The organism is Nocardia sp. NPDC004860 (assembly GCF_040609015.1).
Lineage (GTDB): Bacteria > Actinomycetota > Actinomycetes > Mycobacteriales > Mycobacteriaceae > Nocardia.
In genome coordinates, this window is sequence record NZ_JBEXJI010000011.1 from 37,076 (window position 1) to 59,294 (window position 22,219).

The window sequence follows — 22,219 nt, forward strand, 5'->3', positions numbered from 1 at the left end:
ATATTCGCCTGACATGGCCCGGGACCCCGTGTCCCGGGCCATGTTTCGTCTCAGCGGCGGTCGGGTTGCTCCGGACCGCCACCCTCGGCTGAGCGAGCTCGGCCGAGGGTGGCGATCGAGGTCAGAGGAACAGGTCCGTGGTGAGCGGGCCGTCGCCGGGCACCACCCGGTACTTGTCGAGATCGGTGATGCCGTGTGCCGCAAGGACTTCGTCGTCGATGAAGAAGTTGCCGGTGGTGTCCTTGGCGGGCGAGGTGAGCACCAGGTAGGCGGCGTCGGCGTAGATGTCCGGCGTGCGGGAGGTGGCCACCATCTCCTCGCCGCCGAGCAGGTTCTGCACCGCCGCGGTGGCGATGGTGGTGCGCGGCCACAGCGAGTTCACGCCGATCCCGTACTTGCGCAGTTCCTCGCTCAAACCCAGTGTGGTGAGCGACATTCCGTACTTGGCGATGGTGTAGCCCAGCGCCGTGCCCGCCCACTTCGGATCGAGGTTCAGCGGCGGCGACAGGGTGAGGATGTGCGGATTGCGACCGGCCTCGGCGGATTCCCGCAGCGCCGGGATGCTGAGCTTGGACAGCAGGAAACTGCCGCGGCAGTTGATGTCCTGCATGAGGTCGTACTTCTTCATCGGCAGGGACTCGGTGGGGGACAGATCGATGGCCGAGGCATTGTTCACCACCATGTCGATGCCGCCGAAGCGCGCGACGGTCTGCTGGACCGCGTCCGCCACCGCCTCGTCGTCGCGCACATCGCCGAGGTACTTCAGCACGGTGCCGCCCGCCTGCTCCAGCTCGGCCGCCGCGGTATGGATGGTGCCGGGCAATTTCGGATGTGGCGCATCGGTTTTCGCGATGATGGTGATGTTCGCGCCGTCGGCCGCCGCCCGCTTGGCGATCTCCAGCCCGATGCCGCGACTCCCGCCCGACATGATCATGGTCCGGCCCGCCAGCTGCTTCGATGCGTCGGTCATAGTCCGCTCCCGTCTGCTGTGTGTCGCCCCGGGTTCGATCATCCGCGTCTCGGAGGCCGAGTGGGGCGGAAATTCTCGCAACTCGAACAGTAGGTGAGAAATGATCTATATGCAACAAGGTGCATATAGGTAGCGCTGGCACCACCTCCGTCGCGGTACCGGGCACGACCTCGATCGGGGTGCGCGGGGCATGGGCCGCCGGCCCCCGCGTTCCTAGGCTCGAACCGGCCGGAGAACCCGGCCTGAACAGGAGGAATGTCTTCCATGAGCGCATTGCGGCGGCCGCGTGGCCGCGTCGTGCTGGCCGGTTTCGGAGTGCTGGCGGTACTGGCGGCCCAGGCGTGCGGCACCGAATCCGGAAGCGGTGAGCCGGCCCGCAAGGAGCTGTACCGCACCGTCACGCAGGCCCTCGACACCGTGATCCGTAGCGGCTTCCCGGGCGCGCAGGTCGTCATCGACGGCCCCGCCGGCCATCACGTCCTCACCGCGGGCACGGGCGACCTGGGGACCGGCGCACCCATCCCCGACAATGCCCGGGTCCGGATCGGCAGCAATACCAAGACCTTTGTCGCCACCGTGGTGCTGCAACTGGCCGGCGAGGGCAAGGTCGATCTGGACGCTCCGATCGAGCGCTACCTGCCGGGTGTGGTGCGGGGCAATGGCAACGACGGCAACCGCGTCACGGTCCGCCAGCTGCTGCAGCACACCAGCGGCCTGCCCGACTACCTGGCGGGCGGCCGACCCGAGCCGGTCCCCGTGCCCGGCTCCCCGCAGTTGGCGGCCGACACCGAGGGAATCCGCTGGGGCCATTACGAACCCGCGGACCTGGTGCGCATCGCCATGTCCATGCCGCCGCGCTTCGAGCCCGGCGCGCGCTCGGTCTACACCAACACCAACTACATCGTGCTGGGCCTGCTGATCGAAAAGGTCACCGGCCGCCCGGCGGCCATCGAGATCTTCAACCGCATCCTGGAACCGCTGGGTCTGCGCGACACCTACTTCCCGGACGCGCGGGAGACCGGCATCCGGGGCCCGCATTCGCGGGGGTATCAGGAAACCGACGGCAAGCGTATCGATTTCACCGATCTGGACCCGTCCTGGGCCGATACCGCGGGCGCGATGGTCGCCACCCCCGCCGACCTGAACCGATTCTTCACCGCCCTGCTCGCCGGGAAACTGCTGCCCGCCGCGCAATTGGACGAGATGAAACAGACCGTCCCCTGGGACCGTGGCGAACCCGGTTCCGGCTACGGACTCGGCCTGATCCACCACCCGGTCTCCTGCGGCACACAGGTGTGGGGCCACGGCGGCAGCATTCCCGGCTTCGGCACCCGCAACGGCGTGGCCGCCGACGGCACCGCCGTCGTGGTGACCGTCAATCAGCTCGCGGCCGATGAGGCCGGCGACGACGCGGTGTCGACGCTGTTCGATGCCGCCATCTGTTCACGATGAGGAGACCATTCGTGCTTCGACATCCAGTGGCCTGGGCCCGAAATGTTGGGGTGGCCATCGCGGTCACCGGACTCGTCGGCGCGGTCGCCTGCACGACGACCGCCGTCACCGATCGCGCCGTCGCGGCCGAGTCCTCGGACGGCTACTCCCACCAGACGCTCACCTGGAAGCCCTGCGATGCGCCGGGCCTGGTCGACATGGGTGCGCGGTGTGCCGATGTCACCGTGCCGCTGAATTACGCCGAGCCCCAGGGCCGCACGATCACCGTCGCCATCTCGCGCATTCCCGCCACGGATCCGGCCCAGCGGCGTGGTGTCATATTGTCCAACCCGGGCGGTCCCGGCGGAGCGGGCCTGGATTACTTCGTGGAGACGAGCAAGGCGCTGACCCCCGAGGTCCGCGCCCGCTACGACCTGATCGGGATGGACCCGCGCGGTGTCGGCCGCTCCTCGGCGGTGAACTGCCACTGGCCGCACGGCTTCGGCCTGCAGTTCGCCGGTATCGATGCCGAGGGGTTCGCCGAATCCGTCGCCGACCAAGCCGATCTGGCGGCCCGCTGCGCCACCGCGGAAGGAGATCGCCTGCCGCACTTCACGACTCGCAATACCGCTCGGGACATGGACGTGATTCGTACGGTGCTGGGCGAAACCAAGATCAGCTATGTGGGCACCTCCTACGGCACCTACCTGGGTGCGGTGTACATGCAGATGTTCCCGGAACGTTCCGACCGCATGGTGCTGGACGGCAGCGTGGACCCGGACCGCTACGGTGCGGTCGGCATGGTGCAGGACATGGGCTCGCCCAATGAGGCCGCGCTCGATGCCTGGGCGGCCTGGACCGCACAGCGCGACGACGAATATCACCTCGGCACCACCGGTGCGGCCGTGCGTGGCCTGGTCGAGCGGCTGATCGAACACGCTGCCGCCCGGCCGATCCGGATCGGCGACTACGACCTGGACGCGCATTCCCTGCCATTGGTGCTGTACATCGCCTTCAATTCACCGCACGACTACGGTCTTGCCGCGCAACAGATCCGGGAGCTGGCCGACGCAGCCGCCGGGAAACCGGTGCGGCCGGACGAGGATCTGGCGGGCAAGCTGGCCATGATGCTGCGCGCGCAGCCGCGCGACATGTCACCTCAGATGGCCATCCTCTGCGGCGATGTCGGCGCGCCTCGCGACCTCGACTGGTACCGGCGCAATATCGAGGCCTCCCGCGCCACCCAGCCGGTCTTCGGCGCGATGGCGAACAACATCACGCCGTGCGCGTTCTGGGCGCCGCCCGCCGAATCCCCCACCGCGCTGGGCAATTCGGTGCCGAACCTGATCATCCAGGCCACCGGCGACACCCGCACCAACTACGGCGGTGCGCTCGCCATGCACCGGGCGCTCACCGGCTCTCGCATGGTCACGTTGCAGGACGTCGCCATCCACTCGATCCTCGGCCGCTACCCGAATTCCTGTGTGTACGACTCCGTCAACACCTACCTGGCCGACGGCACCCTGCCCGCCGCCGACCTCACCTGTCGCGACGACTGATCATCCGGCATTCAGATAGGTGAGCACGGCCAGCACCCGCCGGTGGCCCACCTCGTCGGCGAACAGCCCGAGCTTGGCGAAGATGCTCCGAATGTGTTTGAGCACAGCACCTTCGGTGACCACGAGGCGCTCGGCAATGGTCGCATTGTCGAGCCCCTCGGCCATGAGTGCCAGCACCTCGCGCTCGCGCGGGGTGAGCGCGGCCAATGGATCGTCGGTCTTGCGCCGCACCAGCAGCTGCGAGATCACCTCCGGATCCATGGCGGTCCCGCCCTCGGCGACCCGCCGCAGCGAATCCAGGAACCGATCCACCTTCCCGACCCGCTCCTTGAGCAGGTATCCGATCCCGCCGGCCCCATCGCCGAGCAGTTCGGCGGCATAGCTGTCCTCGACCCAGGCCGAGAGCACCAGCACCGGCAGGCCGGGGTGAATCTCGCGGGCCCGCACCGCGGCTCGCAGTCCGTCATCGGTGAAGGTGGGCGGCAGCCGCACATCCACGACCACGGCGTCGGGCCGATCGGCGGTCACCACCGCGAGAAAATCGTCCGCATTGTCGACCGCGGCGACCACCTCGATCCCCGCCGTCCGCAGCAGCAGCGCCAGCCCTTCCCGCAGCAGGGCATCATCCTCGGCGATCACGACCCGCACGGCAGCTCCACTCGCACCACGGTAGGCCCACCCGCCGGACTGCTGAGCAGCATCCGCCCGTCCAGCGCCTCGGCTCGCCGCCGGATTCCGGCCAGCCCGCCGCCCTCGGTCTCCCGCGCCCCGCCGGCCCCGTCGTCCAGGACCTCGACGGTCAGCAGCCCGGCATCGCCTCCGAGGGAAACCCGAAGATGTTCGGCCCCGGAATGTTTGGTCGCGTTGGTGATCGTCTCGGAGATGACGAAATACGCGGCCGCCTCGACGGCCGCGGGCCAGCGTGGCCCCGATCTGCTCGAATCCGGTACCTGGGTCGTGCCCGGGCGCAGCGCGACAGTGCCGCCGAGAGCGAGTTCGACGGGAATCGGGGAGCGCGCGGCCAGCGCCGAGATCGCGCTCGCCAGACCACGATCCGCGAGCACCGGCGGATACACCGTCCGCACCACGTCCCGGAGTTCGGCCAGCGCGGCCTCCGCGGTGTCCTGCGCCTTGCGTACCAGGTCGGACGATGCGGCCGGATCCCGTTCGCGCAGTTGGTCGGCCAGCCCGAGCTGCATGATGACCGCCGCGATCCGCGCCTGCGCGCCATCGTGCAGATCCCGTTCGATGCGCCGCAGTTCCGCCCCGTGCGCGTCGAGCGCGGCGGCCCGGGTGGCGGTCAACTCCGCCACCCGCACCGCGAGCTCGGTGCCCGGCGCCGGACCGAGCAGCGTCCGTGCCAGCAGCGCCTGCCAGCGGGCCACCGTGGGCAGCCGGAGCACCAGGGCCGCCAAGGGAATCGCGATGAGGGCGCTGAGCCCGGCCAGCGGCCAGGAATCGACCACGAAGCCGAAGCTGTCGATGGTGCCCGGCGGCACGAGCTGCCAATACACCGGAATCGCCAGCTGATTCAGCACACCCCACGGCAGTCCGATCGAGAACAACGCCACCACCATGCCGGGCACCCCGTGCACGCACAGCCACGCGATATCCCGGCCGTTCGCCGGATCCCGGAAGGCGCCGGCCAGCCGTTGCCGCAGCCCGCCGGTCATCGGCCGATACGCCACCACGATCGGCGCGCCCAGCCGCTTGCCCGCCCGCCGCCGTTCGAACTCGGTCAGCGGCCGGATCAGCCGCAGGTATTCGGGAATCGCCGGAATGCCCACCCCGCCGAGGCTGGTGGCCGCCACCACGAACAAACCGACCGTGGCGAATGCGGCCGCCACGCCGGTAGCGCCGCCGACCAGCAAATAGCCGATGCTCCCCGGCAGCGCCCGCAACCGACCCGCGACCCACCGCCGCACGGCCACTGGACCGCGCTCCGGCAACGGATCGGCACTCATCCCACCAACCTACTGATCCGGTCAGCGCTGCTTGCCGCCGCGCTCCTGGTACCGGCGGCGCTGGTCCTTGTTGATCTGCTTCCACACCTTCGCCCGCTCGGCGCGCATGCGCGCGTCGCTGCGGGCGGCCAGCCATTCGTTCTCGCGGCTCAGCTTGCGGTAGCTGTCCAGGCGACGCCGGGGCAGCGCGCCGGATTCGATCGCCGCCAGCACCGCGCACCCCGGTTCGCTCGCGTGCGAGCAGTCGGTGAAACGGCATTGCCCGGACAGGGATTCGATATCGCTGAAGGTCCGCCCGAGCCCCTCGGCGGCGTCCCAGAGCCCGACCGACCGCAACCCCGGGGTATCGATGAGGGTGCCGCCGCCGGGCAGCGGCCGCAGTTCGCGATGCACCGTGGTGTGGCGGCCGCGCTTGTCGCCCTCGCGAACCGCGTTGGTGGCGAAGACTTCCGCGCCGAGCAGCGCGTTGGCGAGAGTGGATTTGCCCGCGCCCGAGGGCCCGATCAATGCCACCGTGCCGGAGAGCAGCGAGGCCAGCACATCCATGCCGACACCACCCGTGGCGCTGACCGCCACCACGGTGACGCCCGGCGCGGCGGCTCGGACGTCCTCGATCGGAATAACGTGCGCCAGATCGGCTTTGGTGAGCACCACGGTCGGCTGGGCGCCGGATTCCCAGGCCAGCGCGAGCAGCCGCTCGATGCGCCCGAGATCGACATCCCCGTCGCCGGCGGTGCACACCAGCACGGTGTCCACATTCGCGGCCAGCACCTGATTGGCCGATTTCGCGCGGGCATCGGGCTGCCCGGACACGGCGGCCCGGACGATAGCGGTGCGGCGCGGCAGCAGGGCGCGCACGGTGCGCCCGGCGTCGATGGCCACCCAGTCGCCAGTGCACAGCCCGCTGACCTCGGAATCCGAGCGGGGGAGCCGGGCCCGCACCACCGCGGCCGTCAGGCGGCTCTGGTAGTCGGCAGTGGGAAGCGGTGCGGCGATGTCGCATTCACTGCGATCCATCCGGATCACGCGGGCCGGAATCAGATCGTCACCCAGCAGCGGCCGGTAGTCGGCGGCGAGGGCGGCGTTCCAGCCGTAGGGAACGAGCAGGTCGAAATCGACCGAAGCCATGTGTGGAGTCCTTTGACGGGCCGAGCCCGAATCGCGGACTCAGCGAGAGGAATTCGAGGTGGATGCGCGTGGGGCGAACACTCGCCCGGGCACGGCAATCCGCACTGCCGTCGTCACGTAACCCCACCTCCCATCTCTCCTCATGCCGTCACCGAGGTGACCGCGCCCAACAAGAACGGGGACAACCTTGTCAGGCTGTCCCCGTCGGCGCAACGTATTTTCCGGTCAGGATTTCGGCTTGTCGAACTGCTCGCGGCGGCCCATCCGCTGCAGGCGCAGCCACTCCATCAGCCCGGCCGGATCCTTCTGCTGGACCAGGAAGAACCATCCGAAACGGGCGACCTCCTGCGGCAACAGTTTTCGCATGCCCGGCTGCGCCATCAGGTAGCCGCGGTTGCGGTAGGTGAAGTGCCGCTTGATCGGATCGTCCGGGTACTGGGTGTGCATGCGCCCGCCCAGGATCGGCTTGAACTCGGCCGACCCGTTCGGGTGCAGGTACGCGGTCTGCAGGCAGGTGCCGAACGGCAGCCCCGAGCGCACCAGCCGCCGGTGCACCTCCACCTCGTCGCCGCGCACGAACAGCCGCAGATCCGGGACGCCGATCTTGTCCACGGCCTCGGCCGAGATCAGCGCCCCGTTGAACAGCGAGGCGATCCCGGGTAGGAAGTCCTCGTCACCCAGCTCAGACCGCAGCCGCCGCCACACCACGCCCCGGCGCAGCGGAAACGCCAGCCGATCCGGGTCGTCGATATCGGCCACCACCGGCGACACCTCGACCAGCTCGTGCCGCTTGGCGCAATCGAACAGCGTGGCGAGCACGTCCGGTCCCTCGGGGCGGCCGTCGTCATCGGCCAGCCACACCCAGTCCGCGCCCATGGTCAGCGCGTGCAGCATGCCGAGCGCGAACCCGCCCGCGCCGCCCAGATTGTGTTCCGAACCGACGTAGGTGGTTTCCATGGGCTGCTGCTTCACCAGCTCGCCGACCTCGGCCTCATTGCCGTTGTCCACCACGATCAGGTGGTCGATCTGCCGGGTCTGGCTGCCCAGCACCTTCAGCGACTCGGCCAGCTGCTCCCGGCGTTTATGGGTGACCACGATGGCGACGATGCGCGCCTCATCGCCGTACACGGTGGTGGACTGTGCACTCATGCGGGATTCCGTTCCGGTTCACGTTCACGTTCCAGATCCCGCAGCACCTGCGCCACGTGATCACCCGCCTCCGGGCCCTCGTAGGCTCGCACGACATCCTCGATGCCGCCCTGCATGCGAATCTGCCCGTGATCGATCCACATCGCGGAATCGCACAGCTGGGCCAGGAATTCATTGGAGTGGCTGGCGAAGACGAGAATGCCCGAGCGCGAGACCAATTCCTGCAGCCGGATCCGGGCCTTCTTCATGAATTCCGCGTCGACCGCGCCGATGCCCTCGTCGAGCAGCAGGATCTCCGGATCGATGGAGGTGACCACGCCCATGGCCAGGCGCACTCGCATACCCGTCGAGTAGGTGCGCAGCGGCATCGCCAGATAGTCACCCAATTCGGTGAACTCGGCGATCTCGTCGATCTTGGCGAGCATCTGCTTGCGGGTCTGCCCGAGGAACAGGCCGCGAATGACGATGTTGTCGTAGCCGGAGATCTCCGGGTCCATGCCCACGCCGAGATCGAAGACCGGAGCCACCCGCCCGCGGATGCGGGCGCTGCCGCGGGTCGGTTCGTAGATGCCCGAAAGCAGCCGCAGCAGTGTGGATTTACCCGCGCCATTGTGGCCGACCAGGCCCACACGATCGCCTTCCTTCAGCGACAGCGAGATATCCCGCAGCGCCTCGACGACCACCACATCGGATTGATTGCGCCCGATGGCGCCGCCGGCCGAACCGAGCACCGCCTTCTTCAGCGATCGGGATTTGGCGTCGAAGATCGGGAATTCCACCCACGCGTTCTGGGTCTCGATACTCACATGGTCGGTCATTGAGCCTTCACACCCAGTAGGGGACTCGGGAACGGAACTTCTTCATAGCCAGTATCGCGACTATCCAGCCGACGATGGTGATCGACAGCACCACCACCCAGCTGCGCAGGTGGATCGGGTCGCCCAGCAGGGGGGCGCGCACGATCTCCAGATAGTGGAAGGTGGGGACGAGCTCGGCCAGCTTGGCGCGATCGCTCGCGGCGCCCGACAGCGCCGAGGTCTTCCACATGACCGGGGTGAGGACGAACAGCATGAGCGTGGTGCTGCCCAGGATCGGCGCCAGATCGCGGTAGCGGGTGCTGAAGATGCCGAACACGATCGTCACCCAGATGGCATTGAGGAACAGCAGCAGCAGACCCGGAATCGCGAGCAGGGCCGACCAGTGCAGGTGCCGCCAGATACTGAATGCTGCCACCATCACCACGTAGATGATCAGATTGTGCGCGAAGAACAGGAACTGCCGCCACACCAGGCGGTACACGTGCACGCTCAGTGCCGATGGCAGCTGCTTGATCAGGCCCTCATTGGCGATGAACACATCCGAGCCCTCGAGAATGCTGGCATTGATCACATTCCAGACGATCAAGCCGACGGTCACGTAGGGCAGATAGGAACTCAGCGACTGCCCGAAGAGGGTGGCGTAGAGGACACCCATCGCGGCCGCCTGCAAACCGGTGGCGATGGTGATCCAGAACGGACCCAGCACCGAGCGCCGATACCGCTGCTTGATGTCCTGCCAGCCCAGCGCCAGCCACAGTTCACGCTGGGAGAATCCGTCGCGGAAATCCTTGAATGCGCGACCGAAGGACTGGGAGTCCGACACGAGCGGCACCGGTTCATGGTCCGGGCGCACGTCGGTCATCGCCGAGTCGGGGGGAGCAGCAGCAGGCACAGCACCCGACCTTATCTAATTGCTATCGCATTGCGCGCAGAACCTGCCGCCGACGCGGACATCTCGGCGGCAGGGGTGCCCACGGCCACGTCGTCAGAGGTACTGGCCGCCGCCCGGATGCTGCTGCCCGCGGGCGTCGCCGTGGCTCATGCCCGGGGGCAGCGCCTGACGCATCTGCTCGAGCTGGGCGCGCGCGGCCATCTGCTGAGCGAACAGCGCGGTCTGGATGCCGTGGAACAGGCCCTCCAGCCAGCCCACCAGCTGGGCCTGGGCAATGCGCAGTTCCGCGTCGGAGGGGACGGTGTCGTCGGTGAAGGGCAGCGCCAGCCGCTCCAGCTCCTCGCGGAGTTCGGGGGCCAGGCCGGTTTCCAGCTCGCGGATGGAGGTGCGGTGGATCTCGCGCAGCCGGGTGCGGGAGGCGTCGTCCAGCGGTGCGTGCCGGACCTCCTCGAGCAGCTGCTTGATCATGGTGCCGATGCGCATGACCTTCGCGGGCTGCTCCACCATGTCGGCGAGCGACTCCTCTTTGTCGTGCGCGTCGCCCGACTCGCCTGAAAGATCCTCACCGACAACCTGTCCGGTGATCTCCACCGGGTCCCCGCCGATCTGCGCCGCCGCCGGGATGAACAGCGGCTTTCCCTCGGGACCGATCACGACGATGGATTCCGGAACCCCATCCGATTGCGTCATGCCCCCATCCTGCCCAATGCGAACCGAACCTGCCCAGTGCCACCCCAAGTTCGTAACACGCCGAAGATGCGACACGAAGGGACAGGTCGAGGGGCAGATCAAACACAGTCCCGTCCAGTTTGTACGGTAGGCGCTGGTCGTCCTGGTCCTCGTAGGGTGCTTCCCTCCCTACCGTTACCCTGTTGTGCCCTCTCCCTTTAGAGTGGCCACCATGACTTACGACGTCGCAAGGGTGCGGGGCCTCATACCGTCCCTGGGCGACGGCTGGATCCACCTCGACCCGCAAGCGGGCATGCTGGTCCCGGATTCGGTATCCCGGGCCGTCTCAACAGGTTTCCGGACCTCCGCCTTCTCGCACAGCAATCGGCACGGCGCCGCCAAGCGCAGCGCCGCGATCCTGGAGGCCGCGCGCGAGGCCGTCGCCGACCTCGTCGGCGGCGATCCGGCGGGCGTGGTGCTCGGACCCGATCGCGCGGTGCTGCTGGCCTGGCTGGCCGAATCGCTGAGCTCCCGGCTGGGTCTGGGCACCGGGATCGTGCTGTCGCGTCTGGATGACGAGGCGAATGTGGCGCCGTGGCTGCGGATAGCGAATCGCTATGGCGCGCACGTGCGCTGGGCGGAAGTAGAGATCGAGACCTGCGAGATGCCGGCCTGGCAGTTCGAGGAGCTCATCGGACCCACCGCCCGGCTGGTGGCGCTGACCGCCGCCTCACCCATCGTCGGCTCCGCGCCCGCGGTGCGGGTGGCCGCGGACCGCGTGCACGAGGTCGGCGGGCTGCTGGTCGCCGACTGCTTCGGCGCCGCGCCCTACGCGCTGCTCGACATCGACGAACTCAATGCCGATGTGATCGCGCTGAGCGCGCCCGCCTGGGGCGGTCCGCAGATCGGCGCGCTGGTCTTCCGCGATCCGGCGTTCCTGGACCGCATCCCGTCCATGTCGCTGAACCCCTACGCCAAGGGCGCGGAACGGCTCGAGGTGGGCGGCCACCAGTACGCCCTGCTGGCCGGCCTCACCACCTCCATCGACTACCTGGCCTCGCTCGACGAGCGCGCCGAGGGCACCCGGCGCGAGCGCCTGGAAATGTCGATCACGTCCCTGCAGGACTATCACGACCATCTCTTCGAGCACCTGATGTCCGTGCTCGACACCATCCCCAACCTGACCGTCATCGGCCGGGCCTCCACCCGCATCCCGACGGTGAGCTTCACCATCTCGGGCACGCAGGCGGAGAAGGTCTCGGCCAAGCTGGCCGACGCCCGTATCGGCACGCTGAGCGGCTCCCACGGCGGCAGCCGCCTGCTCGACGCGCTGGGCGTCAATGACGAAGGCGGCGCCGTGACCATCGGACTCGCGCCCTACACAACGAAATTCGAGATCGACCAGCTCGGCCGCGCGCTGGCGGCGCTGGACACCTAGAGCTCGCGAATCTGCAGGATCACCTTGCCGACCGTCTCGGCGGAGTCCAGCAGGCGGTGGGCCTGGGCGGCGTCGGTGACCGGCACCTCCGCCGACACCACCGGCACGACGGTCCCGTCGGAGATGAGCGGCCACAGGTGGCGGCGCAGCTCGGTGATGATCTCCGACTTCGATCCGCGCCCGGTCTCGGGGCGGCGCCGCAGATTGGTGGCGTGAATCGATCCCCGCTTGCCCAGCAGCGTGCCCAGATTCAATTCCGCGGTGACCCCGCCCTGCAGGCCGATCACCACCAGGTGCCCGTCCTCGGCGAGCGCCTGGACATTCCGCTCCAGATACGCCGCGCCCATATTGTCGAGAATGATGTCCGCGCCCGGATATTCACTGTGCAGCGTGGTCACGAAATCGTGCTCGCGGTAATTGATCAGCACCGTCGCGCCCAATTCCGCGCACCGGTCCAGCTTGTACCGCGAACCCGCCGTGACCGCGACCCGCGCGCCCAGCGCCCGCGCCACCTGGATGGCATGGGTGCCGATTCCGCTGCCGCCCCCGTGAATCAGCAGCAACTGCCCGCTGTGCAGGCCCGCGGTCATCACCAGGTTGGACCACACCGTGGCCGCCACCTCCGGCAGCGCCGCCGCCGCGGCCACATCCAGTCCCTCCGGCACGGGCAGCAGCTGGGTCGCGGGCGCCACCACCCGCTCGGCGTAGCCGCCGCCGGACAGCAGCGCGCACACCGGATCGCCGGCCCGCCAATCCCGCACGCCCGGACCGACTTCCGCGACCATCCCGGACACTTCGAGGCCCAGGATCTCGCTGGCTCCCGGCGGCGGCGGATAGAAACCCTGCCGCTGCAGCAGGTCGGCGCGATTCACCCCCGCGGCCACCACATCGATCGCAACCTCGCCCGGTCCGGGCGCGGGCAGGTCGTCCACCTGCGCCCATTTCATGACCTCGGGCCCACCGAAACCGTCGAGCGTCACCGCATACATGAAAACGAGGGTACGGCCGGAGCTCACCGATTACTGTCAGGCCGTCCTCGGCGTGGGCCCAGCATCTTCTCAGCATCGGCCGTCACCGTGGAGTGGAGGGATTCGAAAGGAGATTCCATGATCACCACCCTGGCCGTCCTCGGCGGCATGGTCATCCTGGCGGCTATGGCGATGTCCGGATTCATCGCGACCGATGCGCCGCGTGCCCTGGTTCGTATCCGCAAGCGCTGAACCGGGCCGCTGCGGAAGCGCTGATAACGCGGCACGTCCGGGCCGGCAAGGTTACGCCCGGGGAAAGTAACTTCGACCCCCTCCGCGCAGGGGTGGAAGGTACTAGCGTTCGGGGGCATGAGCAGTTTCGTCGATTTCCAGAACGAGATCTATCTCTCCGGCCTAGCGGGCATCGTCCCGGCGCTACCCATGACGGCGGCGGGCCTGGAGGAGAAGGCTCGGGAGGTGCTGGATCCGGCGGCCTTCGCTTATGTGGCGGGCAGTGCGTCCACCGAACGCACCGCGCACGCCAATCTCTCCGCCTTCGAGCGATACCGGCTGCTGCCGCGCGTCTTGCGCGGCGCCACCGGGCCCGGGGCGCGCGACCTGTCGGTGGACGTGCTCGGAACCCATTTGGCCGCACCGATTCTCACCGCGCCGATCGGCGTACTCGGGTTGCTGCACGAGCGCGGCGAGACCCTGGTCGCCGAGGTCACCCGGGAACTGGGCATCGGCATGTGCCTGTCCACCGCCGCCTCCTCCACCATCGAGGAGGTCGGGGCGCGGGCCGGCGACTGGTGGTATCAGCTGTACTGGCCCAATGACATGGAGCTGGCCCGCTCCTTCGTCGAGCGCGCCGAGAAGTCCGGCGCCAAGGCCATCGTCGTCACCGCGGACACCCCCAGCCTGGGCTGGCGGCCGCGCGACCTGCAGCTCGGTCACCTGCCGTTCCTGCAGGGCAAGGGCATTGCCAACTATCTGTCCGATCCGGTCTTCCGCGCCAAGCTCAGCGCCCCGCCGGAGGAGAGCGAGGAGGCGATGCGGGCCGCCGTGCTCACCTGGATCGGACTGTTCGGCAACCATGGTCTGCGCCCGGCCGACATCGCCCGGCTGCGGGACTGGACCGAACTGCCCATCGCGGTGAAGGGCGTGCTGCACCCCGACGACGCCCGCCAGGTGGTCGACGCGGGCGCGGACGCGGTGGTGGTGAGCAATCACGGCGGCCGCCAGGTGGACGGGGCGGTCGGTGCGCTCGACGCGCTGCCGACCATCGTGGCCACCGTCGGCGATCGCGCGGACGTGCTGTTCGACTCCGGTATCCGCACCGGCTCCGATGTCATGATCGCGCTCTCGCTGGGCGCCAAGGCCGTCCTCTACGGCCGCCCCTGGGCGTACGGCCTGGGCCTGGCCGGCGCCGACGGCGTGCGCCACGCGCTGCGCTGCCTGCTCGCGGATTTCGATGCGGCCATGGGACTTTCGGGCTGCACCAGCCTGCACGACCTGAGCCGGACCATGATCTCCACCCATCGCGTTTAGGCCTTCCCGGCGGAAGGAATCCTGCTGTGAGAACGCGTTCGTCCGGGCCGCGAGCTGAGGAGGAGCGATCAAACGCCGTCACAACAACGAGCCGGTGGCCGAGTCCGGAGGCCGGGCCGCGGCCGAACCGCGGTGGCTCACCCCGGAGCAGCAGCGCGCCTGGCGGGCCTACATGGACGGCAGCCAGCGGCTCATGGCCGACCTCAACCGGCAGCTGCAACGCGACTGCGACCTGTCCTTCGCCGACTACCGCATCCTGGTGAAGCTGTCCGAGGCGCCCGGCCGTGCGCTGCGCATGAGTGATCTCGCCGACGGCGTGCTCTCCTCCCGCAGCCGGCTCACCCACCAGATCCGCCGTATGGAGGCGCAGCAGATGGTTCGCCGCCTCGCCTGCGAGGACGACGGCCGCGGCGTGCTGGCCCAGCTCACCGAGGAGGGCCTGCGGCGCCTGCGGGCCGCCGCTCCCGGCCATGTCGCCGCGGTGCGCCGCTGCTTCGTGGATCTGCTCACCCCGCAGCAGCTGGCCGCCGTGGCCGCCGCCCTGGACCTGGTGAACCTGGCCGCCGACCACCGCGCCGGCGCCCGCGCGACAGCCGATCTCGACTGACCGGTCCACCCGAATCGGAAGTGGGAGGCAGACCGCACACGCCATCAGTTAGGATCGATCGCCTGGAAGCGTGGCAGAGCGGCCGAATGCACTCGCCTTGAAAGCGAGCGTCGTGAAAGCGACCGGGGGTTCAAATCCCTCCGCTTCCGCTGAGAACCCGCAGGTGGATAAGGCCTTTCGAGCCCGAGACCGCCTGCGTGGTCATCGTCGTCGTCGACGGATGAGGGTGTCGGCCCGGGTATCACCGCCTGCACCCTCGCCATGCGGCATGCCTTCGGCGCCGATCACATCGCCGCCCTCGACAAGACCAAGCGAAAGCTGGTGGCGGACTGCCGAATCTGGCTTCCCTCGTGGGGAACGCGGTCTCGCCGCGGAGTGACGGTTACCGGCAGATGTGGATCGACGTCGTCTGCTGAACGTTGACCGATGGTTTCTGGTAAATGTGGCGGGGTGGCCAGCCGTCGCATCGCGAGTCGCTTGTTCGGTGCCTTCGCGAGCGCTGCCCTGCTGGCCGGCGCGGCGACCCTCGAAGCCCCACTCGCCGTGACCGATCCACCCGTGGAGACCGGCTCCAATGAGGAGTCCGCGCCGGGCCTCGATCCGGTCCACCCCCCGCAGGCTCGCATCGAACGGGTCGAGACCGTGGCCGGGAACCTGCTCGCCGTCTTCGTCGCCTCCCCGGCCATGGGCCGCACCGTCGAGGTGCAGGTGCTGCTCCCCGCGCACCGTGACAGCCCCCGTCCGACCGTCTACATGCTCGACGGACGCAGCGCCGCACCCGATGTCAACAACTGGACCGCCCGCGGCGGCGCGTTGTCCTTCTTCGCCGACAAGAACGTGAATGTGGTCTTCACCCTCGGCGGCCCCGCAAGCTATTACACCGACTGGCAGCGCAGCGATCCCAAGCTCGGCACCAATCGCTGGGAGACCTTCCTGACCCGCGAGCTGCCGCCGCTCATCGATGCCCGCTTCGGCGGGGACGGCATGAACGGCCTCGAGGGCGTCTCCATGGGCGCGGAGGCGGCCATGATGCTGGCCACCCGCAATCCGGGCCTGTATCGCGCGGTGGCGGCGCACAGCGGTTGCTACGCAATGAGTTCCGACTTCGGGCAGGCGCAGGCCCGCGCCGTGGTCGGGACCTTCGGCGGGGATCCGGACAATATGTTCGGCCCGTCCGGCGATCCCCAGTGGGCCGACCACGACGTGCTGGCCCGAGCGGAAGCCTTGCGCGGCAAGGCGATCTACCTGTCGTCCGGCAGCGGGCTGCCCGGGGAGCACGACACCCCGGGCAATCCGGACCTGCGCAACGCCGTGCTGTTCGGCGGGCCCATCGAGGCGGGCGCCGACATGTGCACCCGCCAATTGGCAGACCGGCTGGCCCAATTGGCGATCCCGGCCACGGTCGACCGCCGGCCCACCGGAACGCACTCCTGGCCCTACTGGGCCGACGAACTGCCCCGCTCCTGGCCGACCATGGCCGCGGGACTGGGCATCGGCTAGCGGGCCGTTCAGCCGACGAAACGAGCGACGATCTCCGGATCCGTGGCGAAGCGCAGGAAGGCGTCGTTTTCGTGCGGGTCGCCCGCGGTGACGCGGACGCCGTCGGTGCCGTAGGGCCGGATGATGACCCCCGCCTCGGTGCTCGCCGCGCCGTACTCGGCACTGCGGTCGCCCAGTGGCAGCCAGACGAAGTTGGAGTGGCTCACCGGCACCCGGTAGCCCGCCGCGAGCAATGCCTCCCGCATGCGATCGCGTTCGGCCACAACGGCATCGGTGCGCTCCAGCAATTCGTGCCGCGCTTCCAGCGACGCGATGGCCGCCGCCTGCGCCACCCGGCTCACGCTGAACGGGATGTGCACCTTCATGAGCGCGGTGATCACCTCGGGCGCGCCGACCGCGTATCCGACCCGCAGGCCGGCCAGGCCGTACGCCTTCGAAAACGTGCGCAGCACCAGCACATTCGGCCGGGTGCGGCCCAGCTCGACGCCGTCGGGGAAGTCCTCGGCGGGCATCCGCAGGTACTCGAAGTACGCCTCGTCCAGCACCACCAGCACGTCGGCGGGCACCCGGTCGAGGAACTCGACGATCTCCGCCTTGCCGCGGGCGGTGCCGGTGGGGTTGTTCGGGTTGCAGACGAAGACCACCCGGGTGTTCGGGGTGATGGCCGCCGCCAAAGCGTCCAGATCATGGGTGAATTCGCCGTCCAGCGGCACCTGCACCGCCTTGGCGCCCGCCACCTGGGTGACGATCGGGTACGCCTCGAACGAGCGCCACGCGAACAGCACCTCGTCCTCGGGACGGCGGCAGGTGATCTGCACCAGCTCCTGGCACAGCGCCACGCTGCCGCAGCCGGCCGCCACGTTCTCGAGCTCCACACCCAGGAAATCCGCGAGGGCGCCACGCAATTCGATGGCGTGGTTGTCCGGGTACCGGTGCGACAGCTCGACCGCCTCGGCAATGGCCTTGGTCACCGACGGCAACGGCGGGAAGGTGGTCTCGTTGCTGGCCAGCTTCACCGCGCCGGGGTGGGTCTTGCCGGCGACGTACGCCGGGATGGCATCGAGGTCCGGGCGAATGTGCGCGCTCACCCCTCCACCCTATGTCCCGCTCGCCCGCGGCCGCTCCGGGGTGCCGACTGGTTTGCCGATCGGGACTTGCGTGGGACCGAATGGAACTCGGCCGGAATATCTCCGGGATATCGGACCCTGGGAAAGATTTATCTCGTTTTTACCTAGCGCAACTACAGTGGCCCTATGTCGGGCATCTATCGAGATCTCGCCCCTGTGCACGACACGACCACGGTTCCGCTCACTGTGCTAGAACCCGACGGGCATGCGCGCGGCGGCATCGTGGTGTTGCACGAATCACGTGAATTCACCGAGCCATTGCTGGAACTCATGCGTTCGCTCGCCGACGACGGGTGGACCGTCCTGGCCCCCGACCTCTTCCACCGCCCCGCCAACGGCAGCACCCACCCGATCTTCGGTGACGACCTGTTCGCCGCCTTCGACGCCTGCTTCGAGTGGCTCACCGGCCACGGCGTCTTCCGCGACTGCATCGGCGTGCTCGGGTTCGACTCGGCCGGCACCGCCGCCGCCCTCGTCGCCACCAATCGCCGCATCGGCGCGGCCGTGAGCGTCGCGGCCCCCGGCATCGAAACCCCGCTCACCCCGCAGGCCGTCGCGCTGCTCGCCGCCGCCCCCGCCTTCCAGGCCCCCTGGCTCGGCCTCTTCGGCGAGGACGACCCGCTGACCCCGCCCGACCAGGTCGACCGCCTGCGTGAGGCCGCCGCCCACGCCGACGTCGCCACCCTCGTGGTCACCTACCCCGGTCTCCACCACCGCCCCGACCACCCCGGCTTCGACCCCGCCGCCCTCGACGACGTCTCGGTCCTCGACGCGCAAACCAGAATCTACGAATGGTTCGACTCGCACCTACGCTGACCAGCCGATTTGGCCTATTGGTCACCCGCTGTGTAATCTTCTGTCCCGGCGGTTCGAAAGGAACCGGCGCCCTCGAAGAGGGGCACCAGGAGGCGTGCCAGAGCGGCCGAATGGGACTCACTGCTAATGAGTTGTCCCTTCACGGGGACCGGAGGTTCAAATCCTCTCGCCTCCGCCACCGCCCGGTACGCCGGGTGCACATTTGAATAGCCATGCGCCCGTAGCTCAACGGATAGAGCATCTGACTACGGATCAGAAGGTTGGGAGTTCGAGTCTCTCCGGGCGCGCTTCAGCTCAACGGCCCCACACCAGAAGGTGTGGGGCCGTTGGCTTTTGGCGCGTGACCGCGGCGGTCGGAGGCCGAGGTCTTCAGGACGCCGCCGATGACCGGAATCGAGTCGGCGCTATCGGTGCCCGTCGCCGGGGCGGTGGTCACCTGGATGTCCAGCGGGCCCAGTATCGGTCCCTGGGCGGAAACAAGCATGGCGACTGCCGTGATGTGGTGGGTTCCTGTGGTCATCGGGGTCCACTGGACCGTCCATCCAGCAACCCGGAACAGCGCTGACATCGGCGGTGAGCGTGTACGGCTGGCTGACATAGTGCGAGTGCCGGCAACCGAAATGCTATTGCTCGACAGGTCGGCCGATGCCGCCGGTGCTCCGGCGATCACCGCCGCCATGGCCGCGAATCCGATGACTCCGATGCCCGCCCGACGGATTCGAGTGTTCTTCACGTAGCTTCCCCCCTTCGATCGAAAAGCGCCTGTTGATCGGCGCTGTCCGCGAAGCACCACACCGACAGTGTGAAACAAGATCATTCACAACCTTTGTCGCACGCACGCGGTTGGCCGGAGGCATCCGTTGCTCATGAGGGCGGCGTCTGCACTGCGTCGTCGGCCCAGTTGTGAGCGCAGCGCTCCAGGCGTGAAAGTCGCGTCAGGCCTGTGGATTTCGTGCGCGCGGCCCGTTGGCCGCGGATGGATCCGGTGGGATGGAGGTGGCGAGGGTCCTATCCTTCGCCGCTTCCATCGGTGGTGGCGACCGGGTTGTGTGGCCGGTGCCGAGTGCTCAGATATCCCCCGCGCTCTGGAGGGTGTTGTACATCTGTGCGGCGCTGGCGATTCCGACCGAGGCGCCGAGGGTGAGGCCACCGATGGCGGCGCCGGCGAGGGTGCCGACAGAGGCGGCGCGCCCCAGCTGTGTTGCGGCGACGGCGAGGGCCCCGTTGAAGTCCGCGGACGCGTCCACGGTGACGAGTCACTGAGCGAGGGAATCAGTCATGCGACTGACTTGAATGTGGATCACTGTAGAGTCTGCGATGAGATCGTGACAAGCCCTGTGGTGGCAGAATTTCAGTCAGCGGACCGAGAGAGGTGTCATGGTGTACGTCGAGGCGTCGGTTCGTCGCCAGCAGATGGTGACCGCCGCGCGCAGGGTGCTGTCGCGCGACGGTGTGGCGCGGACCTCGGTGCGCGCGGTCGCCGCCGAGGCCGGGGTCCCGCTGGGCACGATGCAGTATGTGTTCCCGTCCAAGGAGCAGTTGCTGCGCGCGGTGATCGAGGACGTGGTCGACGAGATCGCGGCGGTGCTCGAGGATGCGGCCGAGCTCGAGTACGGGCTCGAGCACGCGATCCGGCGCGGCATCACCAGCTTCTGGTCCCGGCTGGTCGTCGAACAGAAGGACCTGCAGGTCATGCAGTACGAATTGACCACATACGCCCTCCGGGCGCCGGGGCAGGAGAGCTTGGCCCGCCGGCAGTACGAGCGCTACGCGAGCGTCGTCGCCGAATGGTGTCAGCAGGCCGCCCACAATGCCGGCGAAACGTGTGCGGTTCCCTTCGGCCGCCTCGGCCGGCTCGTCGTCGCCACCATCGACGGGCTCGTACTCCAGCATGTGTCCGATCCCAACGTCGCCCGGTCGCGTGAGGATCTCGACGCCGCCATCGACATGCTCGTCGCGCTGGCGGATGTCCGCCGCGGCGCCCGCGCGGGAGCCTGAACCGGCGGCGAAACGCCTCGAGTCGTGCGCCGATCAAGTCGGCCGTATTGGTTTTTTTCATGTCCGGGTCCGGGCATTGCGCTGTCCGGGGTCGCGTCGTAGCCTGAGTCAAATCAGTCATACGACCGACTTTGCGAAGGAAACCGGAAATGCACGATGTCGACGTCGTCGTAGTGGGGGCCGGCCTCGCCGGCTTGAGTGCCGCGCGCAAGCTTGCCGAGGCCGGTCGGACGGTGACCGTGCTGGAGGCGCGGAACCGCGTGGGCGGCCGCACCGAGGGCGGCGTTCTGGACGGTCATCCGGTCGAGCTCGGCGGGACCTGGCTCGGCGAGGGGCACGAGCAGATGTACGCCCTCGTCGAGGACCTCGGCCTCGAGACGTTCCGCACGTGGAACGACGCGGGCAAGGTCCTCCTGCGGCTCGGCGGGAAGCAGTCGCGCCTGGGCAGCCAGAAGGGCGCGACGCCCAAGCTCAACCCGTTCGCGCTCGCCGACCTGGCCCAGGGCCTCCTCCGGTTCGAGCGGCTCGCGAAGACCGTCGACCCCGCGCAGCCCTGGGCGCACCCCCGTGCGCATGAACTGGACGGCCAGACCTACGAGTCGTGGGTGCGTCGCAACTTGCGCACACACAGCGGTCGTACCTACTTCCGCGTCGTGGCCGAGGCGCTGCTCTCCGCCGATTCGGTCGACGTCTCGCTTCTGCACATGCTCTTCTACTCGGTGAGCAACGGCGATCTCGAAACCCTCATTTCCGTCGACAAGGGTGCGCAGCAGGACCGGGTCGTCGGTGGCTCGGTCCTCGTCTCCGAGCGCCTTGCCGAGGGGCTCGACGTGCGCCTCGGGTCGCCGGTCACGACGGTCGCCCAGGACGACGACGGCGTCACGGTCACGACCCGCTCCGGTGCGTCGCTCTCCGCGCAGCACGTGATCATCGCGGTGCCGCCGACCCTTGCCGGGCGCCTGCACTACGACCCCGTGCTGCCCGCCTGGCGCGACCAGCTGACCCAGAAGCTCCCCGCCGGCACCGTGATCAAGACGTTCGCGTCGTACCCGACGCCGTTCTGGCGCGAGAACGGCCTCAACGGCCAGGCGATCTCCGAGGAAGGCCCCGTCAAGGTGACCTTCGACGTCTCGCCTCCCGGCAGCGAGGTGGGCATCCTGCTGGGCTTCGTCGAGGGCGGCGAGGCGCGCCGGTGGCAGCGGCTGTCCGCGGGCGAACGACGCGGCGAAGTGCTCGGCAGCTTCGTCCGATACTTCGGGCCCGCGGCGGCCAACCCGATCTCCTACGTCGAGAAGGACTGGAGCGCAGAAGAATTCACGCGCGGCTGTTATGGCGCGCATTTCGCGCCGGGCGTGTGGACCAGCTATGGCGACGTGCTTCGTGAACCGATCGGCCGCGTGCACTGGGCCGGGGCGGAGTACGCCGTCGAATGGAACGGCTACATGGAAGGCGCGGTCCGATCCGGCCGCCGCACCGCCGACGAGATTCTGGCCGGATGACCGACATCAACATGACCGATATCGACATGACCGATGTCGGCGCGTCGAGCATCGAGATCTATTCTGCCGGAACCGGTTTCGCAGACTTCCGGCACGACCGGGCGACCGCGGGGCGCCGAACTCGCCCACGGCAACCCG

At 68.6% G+C, this 22,219-nt stretch carries 21 protein-coding genes, 3 tRNA genes and 1 pseudogene; 13 read left to right on the forward strand and 12 right to left on the reverse strand.

What is annotated here, in order from left to right; all coding sequences use genetic code 11:
- Positions 1-121: 121 nt before the first annotated feature.
- Positions 122-970 carry an NAD(P)-dependent oxidoreductase gene (locus ABZV44_RS21040; protein WP_354838621.1) on the reverse strand — a complete coding sequence of 283 codons (849 nt, stop codon included), beginning with the start codon at positions 968-970 and terminating at the stop codon, positions 122-124.
- A 264-nt stretch (positions 971-1,234) separates the two neighbouring features.
- Here ABZV44_RS21040 and ABZV44_RS21045 point away from each other — a divergent pair, with 264 nt between their 5' ends.
- Together ABZV44_RS21045 and ABZV44_RS21050 are read left to right on the forward strand one after the other, a co-directional pair.
- Positions 1,235-2,422, forward strand: coding sequence for a serine hydrolase domain-containing protein (locus tag ABZV44_RS21045; protein WP_354838624.1), 1,188 nt, complete (start codon positions 1,235-1,237; stop codon positions 2,420-2,422).
- 11 nt (positions 2,423-2,433) lie between these two features.
- The gene (locus ABZV44_RS21050; RefSeq protein ID WP_354838627.1) at positions 2,434-3,960 is read left to right on the forward strand and encodes an alpha/beta hydrolase; all 1,527 of its coding nucleotides are present in this window, start codon (positions 2,434-2,436) and stop codon (positions 3,958-3,960) included.
- Here ABZV44_RS21050 and ABZV44_RS21055 read toward each other — a convergent pair whose 3' ends face one another.
- From ABZV44_RS21055 to ABZV44_RS21085, 7 genes are all read right to left on the reverse strand, one after another.
- The gene (locus tag ABZV44_RS21055; protein WP_354838630.1) at positions 3,961-4,608 is read right to left on the reverse strand and encodes a response regulator transcription factor; all 648 of its coding nucleotides are present in this window, start codon (positions 4,606-4,608) and stop codon (positions 3,961-3,963) included.
- A complete protein-coding gene (locus tag ABZV44_RS21060; RefSeq protein ID WP_354838633.1) occupies positions 4,596-5,924 on the reverse strand; it encodes a sensor domain-containing protein in 1,329 nt (442 codons plus the stop codon). The genes ABZV44_RS21055 and ABZV44_RS21060 overlap by 13 nt, the downstream gene beginning before the upstream one ends.
- Positions 5,925-5,945: 21 nt before the next feature.
- The gene (gene rsgA / locus ABZV44_RS21065) at positions 5,946-7,052 is read right to left on the reverse strand and encodes a ribosome small subunit-dependent GTPase A (RefSeq protein WP_354838636.1); all 1,107 of its coding nucleotides are present in this window, start codon (positions 7,050-7,052) and stop codon (positions 5,946-5,948) included.
- A 225-nt stretch (positions 7,053-7,277) separates the two neighbouring features.
- Positions 7,278-8,201, reverse strand: a complete 924-nt coding sequence (locus tag ABZV44_RS21070) for a glycosyltransferase family 2 protein (RefSeq protein ID WP_354838639.1) — start codon at positions 8,199-8,201, stop codon at positions 7,278-7,280.
- Positions 8,198-9,019 (reverse strand): ABC transporter ATP-binding protein, encoded by an 822-nt coding sequence (locus ABZV44_RS21075; protein WP_354838642.1) that lies wholly within the window; start codon positions 9,017-9,019, stop codon positions 8,198-8,200. The genes ABZV44_RS21070 and ABZV44_RS21075 overlap by 4 nt, the downstream gene beginning before the upstream one ends.
- A gap of 7 nt (positions 9,020-9,026) precedes the next feature.
- Positions 9,027-9,881, reverse strand: coding sequence for an ABC transporter permease (locus ABZV44_RS21080; RefSeq protein ID WP_354838645.1), 855 nt, complete (start codon positions 9,879-9,881; stop codon positions 9,027-9,029).
- Between the two features lie 123 nt (positions 9,882-10,004).
- The gene (locus tag ABZV44_RS21085; RefSeq protein ID WP_354838648.1) at positions 10,005-10,601 is read right to left on the reverse strand and encodes a bacterial proteasome activator family protein; all 597 of its coding nucleotides are present in this window, start codon (positions 10,599-10,601) and stop codon (positions 10,005-10,007) included.
- Positions 10,602-10,812: 211 nt separating this feature from the next.
- Between ABZV44_RS21085 and ABZV44_RS21090 the strand changes: the two genes are divergently transcribed.
- Positions 10,813-12,018, forward strand: coding sequence for a cysteine desulfurase-like protein (locus ABZV44_RS21090; RefSeq protein WP_354838651.1), 1,206 nt, complete (start codon positions 10,813-10,815; stop codon positions 12,016-12,018).
- Here the strand turns inward: ABZV44_RS21090 and ABZV44_RS21095 are convergent.
- Positions 12,015-13,007, reverse strand: coding sequence for an NAD(P)H-quinone oxidoreductase (locus ABZV44_RS21095; protein WP_354838654.1), 993 nt, complete (start codon positions 13,005-13,007; stop codon positions 12,015-12,017). The genes ABZV44_RS21090 and ABZV44_RS21095 overlap by 4 nt on opposite strands.
- 348 nt (positions 13,008-13,355) lie before the next feature.
- Here ABZV44_RS21095 and ABZV44_RS21100 point away from each other — a divergent pair, with 348 nt between their 5' ends.
- The 5 genes and pseudogenes from ABZV44_RS21100 (at position 13,356) to ABZV44_RS21120 (ending at position 16,641) form a co-directional block, all read left to right on the forward strand.
- Positions 13,356-14,534, forward strand: a complete 1,179-nt coding sequence (locus ABZV44_RS21100) for a lactate 2-monooxygenase (protein ID WP_354838657.1) — start codon at positions 13,356-13,358, stop codon at positions 14,532-14,534.
- 172 nt (positions 14,535-14,706) lie between these two features.
- Positions 14,707-15,141, forward strand: coding sequence for a MarR family transcriptional regulator (locus tag ABZV44_RS21105; RefSeq protein ID WP_354839086.1), 435 nt, complete (start codon positions 14,707-14,709; stop codon positions 15,139-15,141).
- Between the two features lie 64 nt (positions 15,142-15,205).
- Positions 15,206-15,290: transfer RNA gene (locus ABZV44_RS21110), tRNA-Ser, on the forward strand.
- Positions 15,291-15,366: 76 nt separating this feature from the next.
- A pseudogene (locus ABZV44_RS21115) lies at positions 15,367-15,471 on the forward strand (HoxN/HupN/NixA family nickel/cobalt transporter); the annotation flags it as partial.
- Between the two features lie 96 nt (positions 15,472-15,567).
- Complete coding sequence (locus ABZV44_RS21120; RefSeq protein WP_354838660.1) at positions 15,568-16,641, forward strand: alpha/beta hydrolase family protein; 1,074 nt, start codon at positions 15,568-15,570, stop codon at positions 16,639-16,641.
- Between the two features lie 8 nt (positions 16,642-16,649).
- On the opposite strand, the gene hisC is transcribed toward ABZV44_RS21120, so the two are convergent.
- Entirely contained in the window at positions 16,650-17,729 is a 1,080-nt protein-coding gene (hisC, locus tag ABZV44_RS21125) for a histidinol-phosphate transaminase (protein WP_354838663.1), read from the reverse strand.
- 165 nt (positions 17,730-17,894) lie between these two features.
- Between hisC and ABZV44_RS21130 the strand changes: the two genes are divergently transcribed.
- The 3 genes from ABZV44_RS21130 (at position 17,895) to ABZV44_RS21140 (ending at position 18,871) form a co-directional block, all read left to right on the forward strand.
- Entirely contained in the window at positions 17,895-18,584 is a 690-nt protein-coding gene (locus tag ABZV44_RS21130) for a dienelactone hydrolase family protein (protein ID WP_354838666.1), read from the forward strand.
- A gap of 88 nt (positions 18,585-18,672) precedes the next feature.
- Positions 18,673-18,762: transfer RNA gene (locus ABZV44_RS21135), tRNA-Ser, on the forward strand.
- Positions 18,763-18,798: 36 nt separating this feature from the next.
- A tRNA-Arg gene (locus ABZV44_RS21140) sits at positions 18,799-18,871 on the forward strand.
- Between the two features lie 2 nt (positions 18,872-18,873).
- Here the strand turns inward: ABZV44_RS21140 and ABZV44_RS21145 are convergent.
- Positions 18,874-19,104, reverse strand: a complete 231-nt coding sequence (locus tag ABZV44_RS21145; RefSeq protein ID WP_354838669.1) for a hypothetical protein — start codon at positions 19,102-19,104, stop codon at positions 18,874-18,876.
- A gap of 547 nt (positions 19,105-19,651) precedes the next feature.
- Positions 19,652-19,831, reverse strand: coding sequence for a hypothetical protein (locus ABZV44_RS21150; protein ID WP_354838672.1), 180 nt, complete (start codon positions 19,829-19,831; stop codon positions 19,652-19,654).
- Positions 19,832-19,961: 130 nt separating this feature from the next.
- Between ABZV44_RS21150 and ABZV44_RS21155 the strand changes: the two genes are divergently transcribed.
- Both ABZV44_RS21155 and ABZV44_RS21160 read left to right on the forward strand, forming a co-directional pair.
- Positions 19,962-20,582: a TetR/AcrR family transcriptional regulator gene (locus ABZV44_RS21155; protein WP_354838675.1), complete on the forward strand. Its 621-nt coding sequence runs from the start codon at positions 19,962-19,964 to the stop codon at positions 20,580-20,582.
- 131 nt (positions 20,583-20,713) lie between these two features.
- Positions 20,714-22,081, forward strand: coding sequence for a flavin monoamine oxidase family protein (locus ABZV44_RS21160; RefSeq protein WP_354838678.1), 1,368 nt, complete (start codon positions 20,714-20,716; stop codon positions 22,079-22,081).
- Positions 22,082-22,219 lie beyond the last annotated feature (138 nt).

Coding starts and splice junctions, on each gene's coding strand:
- ABZV44_RS21085 (WP_354838648.1), bottom strand. CDS start 10,601: ATGACGCAATCGGATGGGGTTCCGGAATCCATCGTCGTGATCGGTCCC.
- ABZV44_RS21045 (WP_354838624.1), top strand. CDS start 1,235: ATGAGCGCATTGCGGCGGCCGCGTGGCCGCGTCGTGCTGGCCGGTTTC.
- ABZV44_RS21075 (WP_354838642.1), bottom strand. CDS start 9,019: ATGACCGACCATGTGAGTATCGAGACCCAGAACGCGTGGGTGGAATTC.
- ABZV44_RS21130 (WP_354838666.1), top strand. CDS start 17,895: ATGTCGGGCATCTATCGAGATCTCGCCCCTGTGCACGACACGACCACG.
- ABZV44_RS21070 (WP_354838639.1), bottom strand. CDS start 8,201: ATGAGTGCACAGTCCACCACCGTGTACGGCGATGAGGCGCGCATCGTC.
- ABZV44_RS21095 (WP_354838654.1), bottom strand. CDS start 13,007: ATGTATGCGGTGACGCTCGACGGTTTCGGTGGGCCCGAGGTCATGAAA.
- ABZV44_RS21060 (WP_354838633.1), bottom strand. CDS start 5,924: ATGAGTGCCGATCCGTTGCCGGAGCGCGGTCCAGTGGCCGTGCGGCGG.
- ABZV44_RS21155 (WP_354838675.1), top strand. CDS start 19,962: ATGGTGTACGTCGAGGCGTCGGTTCGTCGCCAGCAGATGGTGACCGCC.
- ABZV44_RS21145 (WP_354838669.1), bottom strand. CDS start 19,104: ATGACCACAGGAACCCACCACATCACGGCAGTCGCCATGCTTGTTTCC.
- rsgA (WP_354838636.1), bottom strand. CDS start 7,052: ATGGCTTCGGTCGATTTCGACCTGCTCGTTCCCTACGGCTGGAACGCC.
- ABZV44_RS21100 (WP_354838657.1), top strand. CDS start 13,356: ATGAGCAGTTTCGTCGATTTCCAGAACGAGATCTATCTCTCCGGCCTA.
- ABZV44_RS21120 (WP_354838660.1), top strand. CDS start 15,568: ATGGTTTCTGGTAAATGTGGCGGGGTGGCCAGCCGTCGCATCGCGAGT.
- ABZV44_RS21105 (WP_354839086.1), top strand. CDS start 14,707: ATGGACGGCAGCCAGCGGCTCATGGCCGACCTCAACCGGCAGCTGCAA.
- ABZV44_RS21090 (WP_354838651.1), top strand. CDS start 10,813: ATGACTTACGACGTCGCAAGGGTGCGGGGCCTCATACCGTCCCTGGGC.
- ABZV44_RS21040 (WP_354838621.1), bottom strand. CDS start 970: ATGACCGACGCATCGAAGCAGCTGGCGGGCCGGACCATGATCATGTCG.
- ABZV44_RS21080 (WP_354838645.1), bottom strand. CDS start 9,881: ATGACCGACGTGCGCCCGGACCATGAACCGGTGCCGCTCGTGTCGGAC.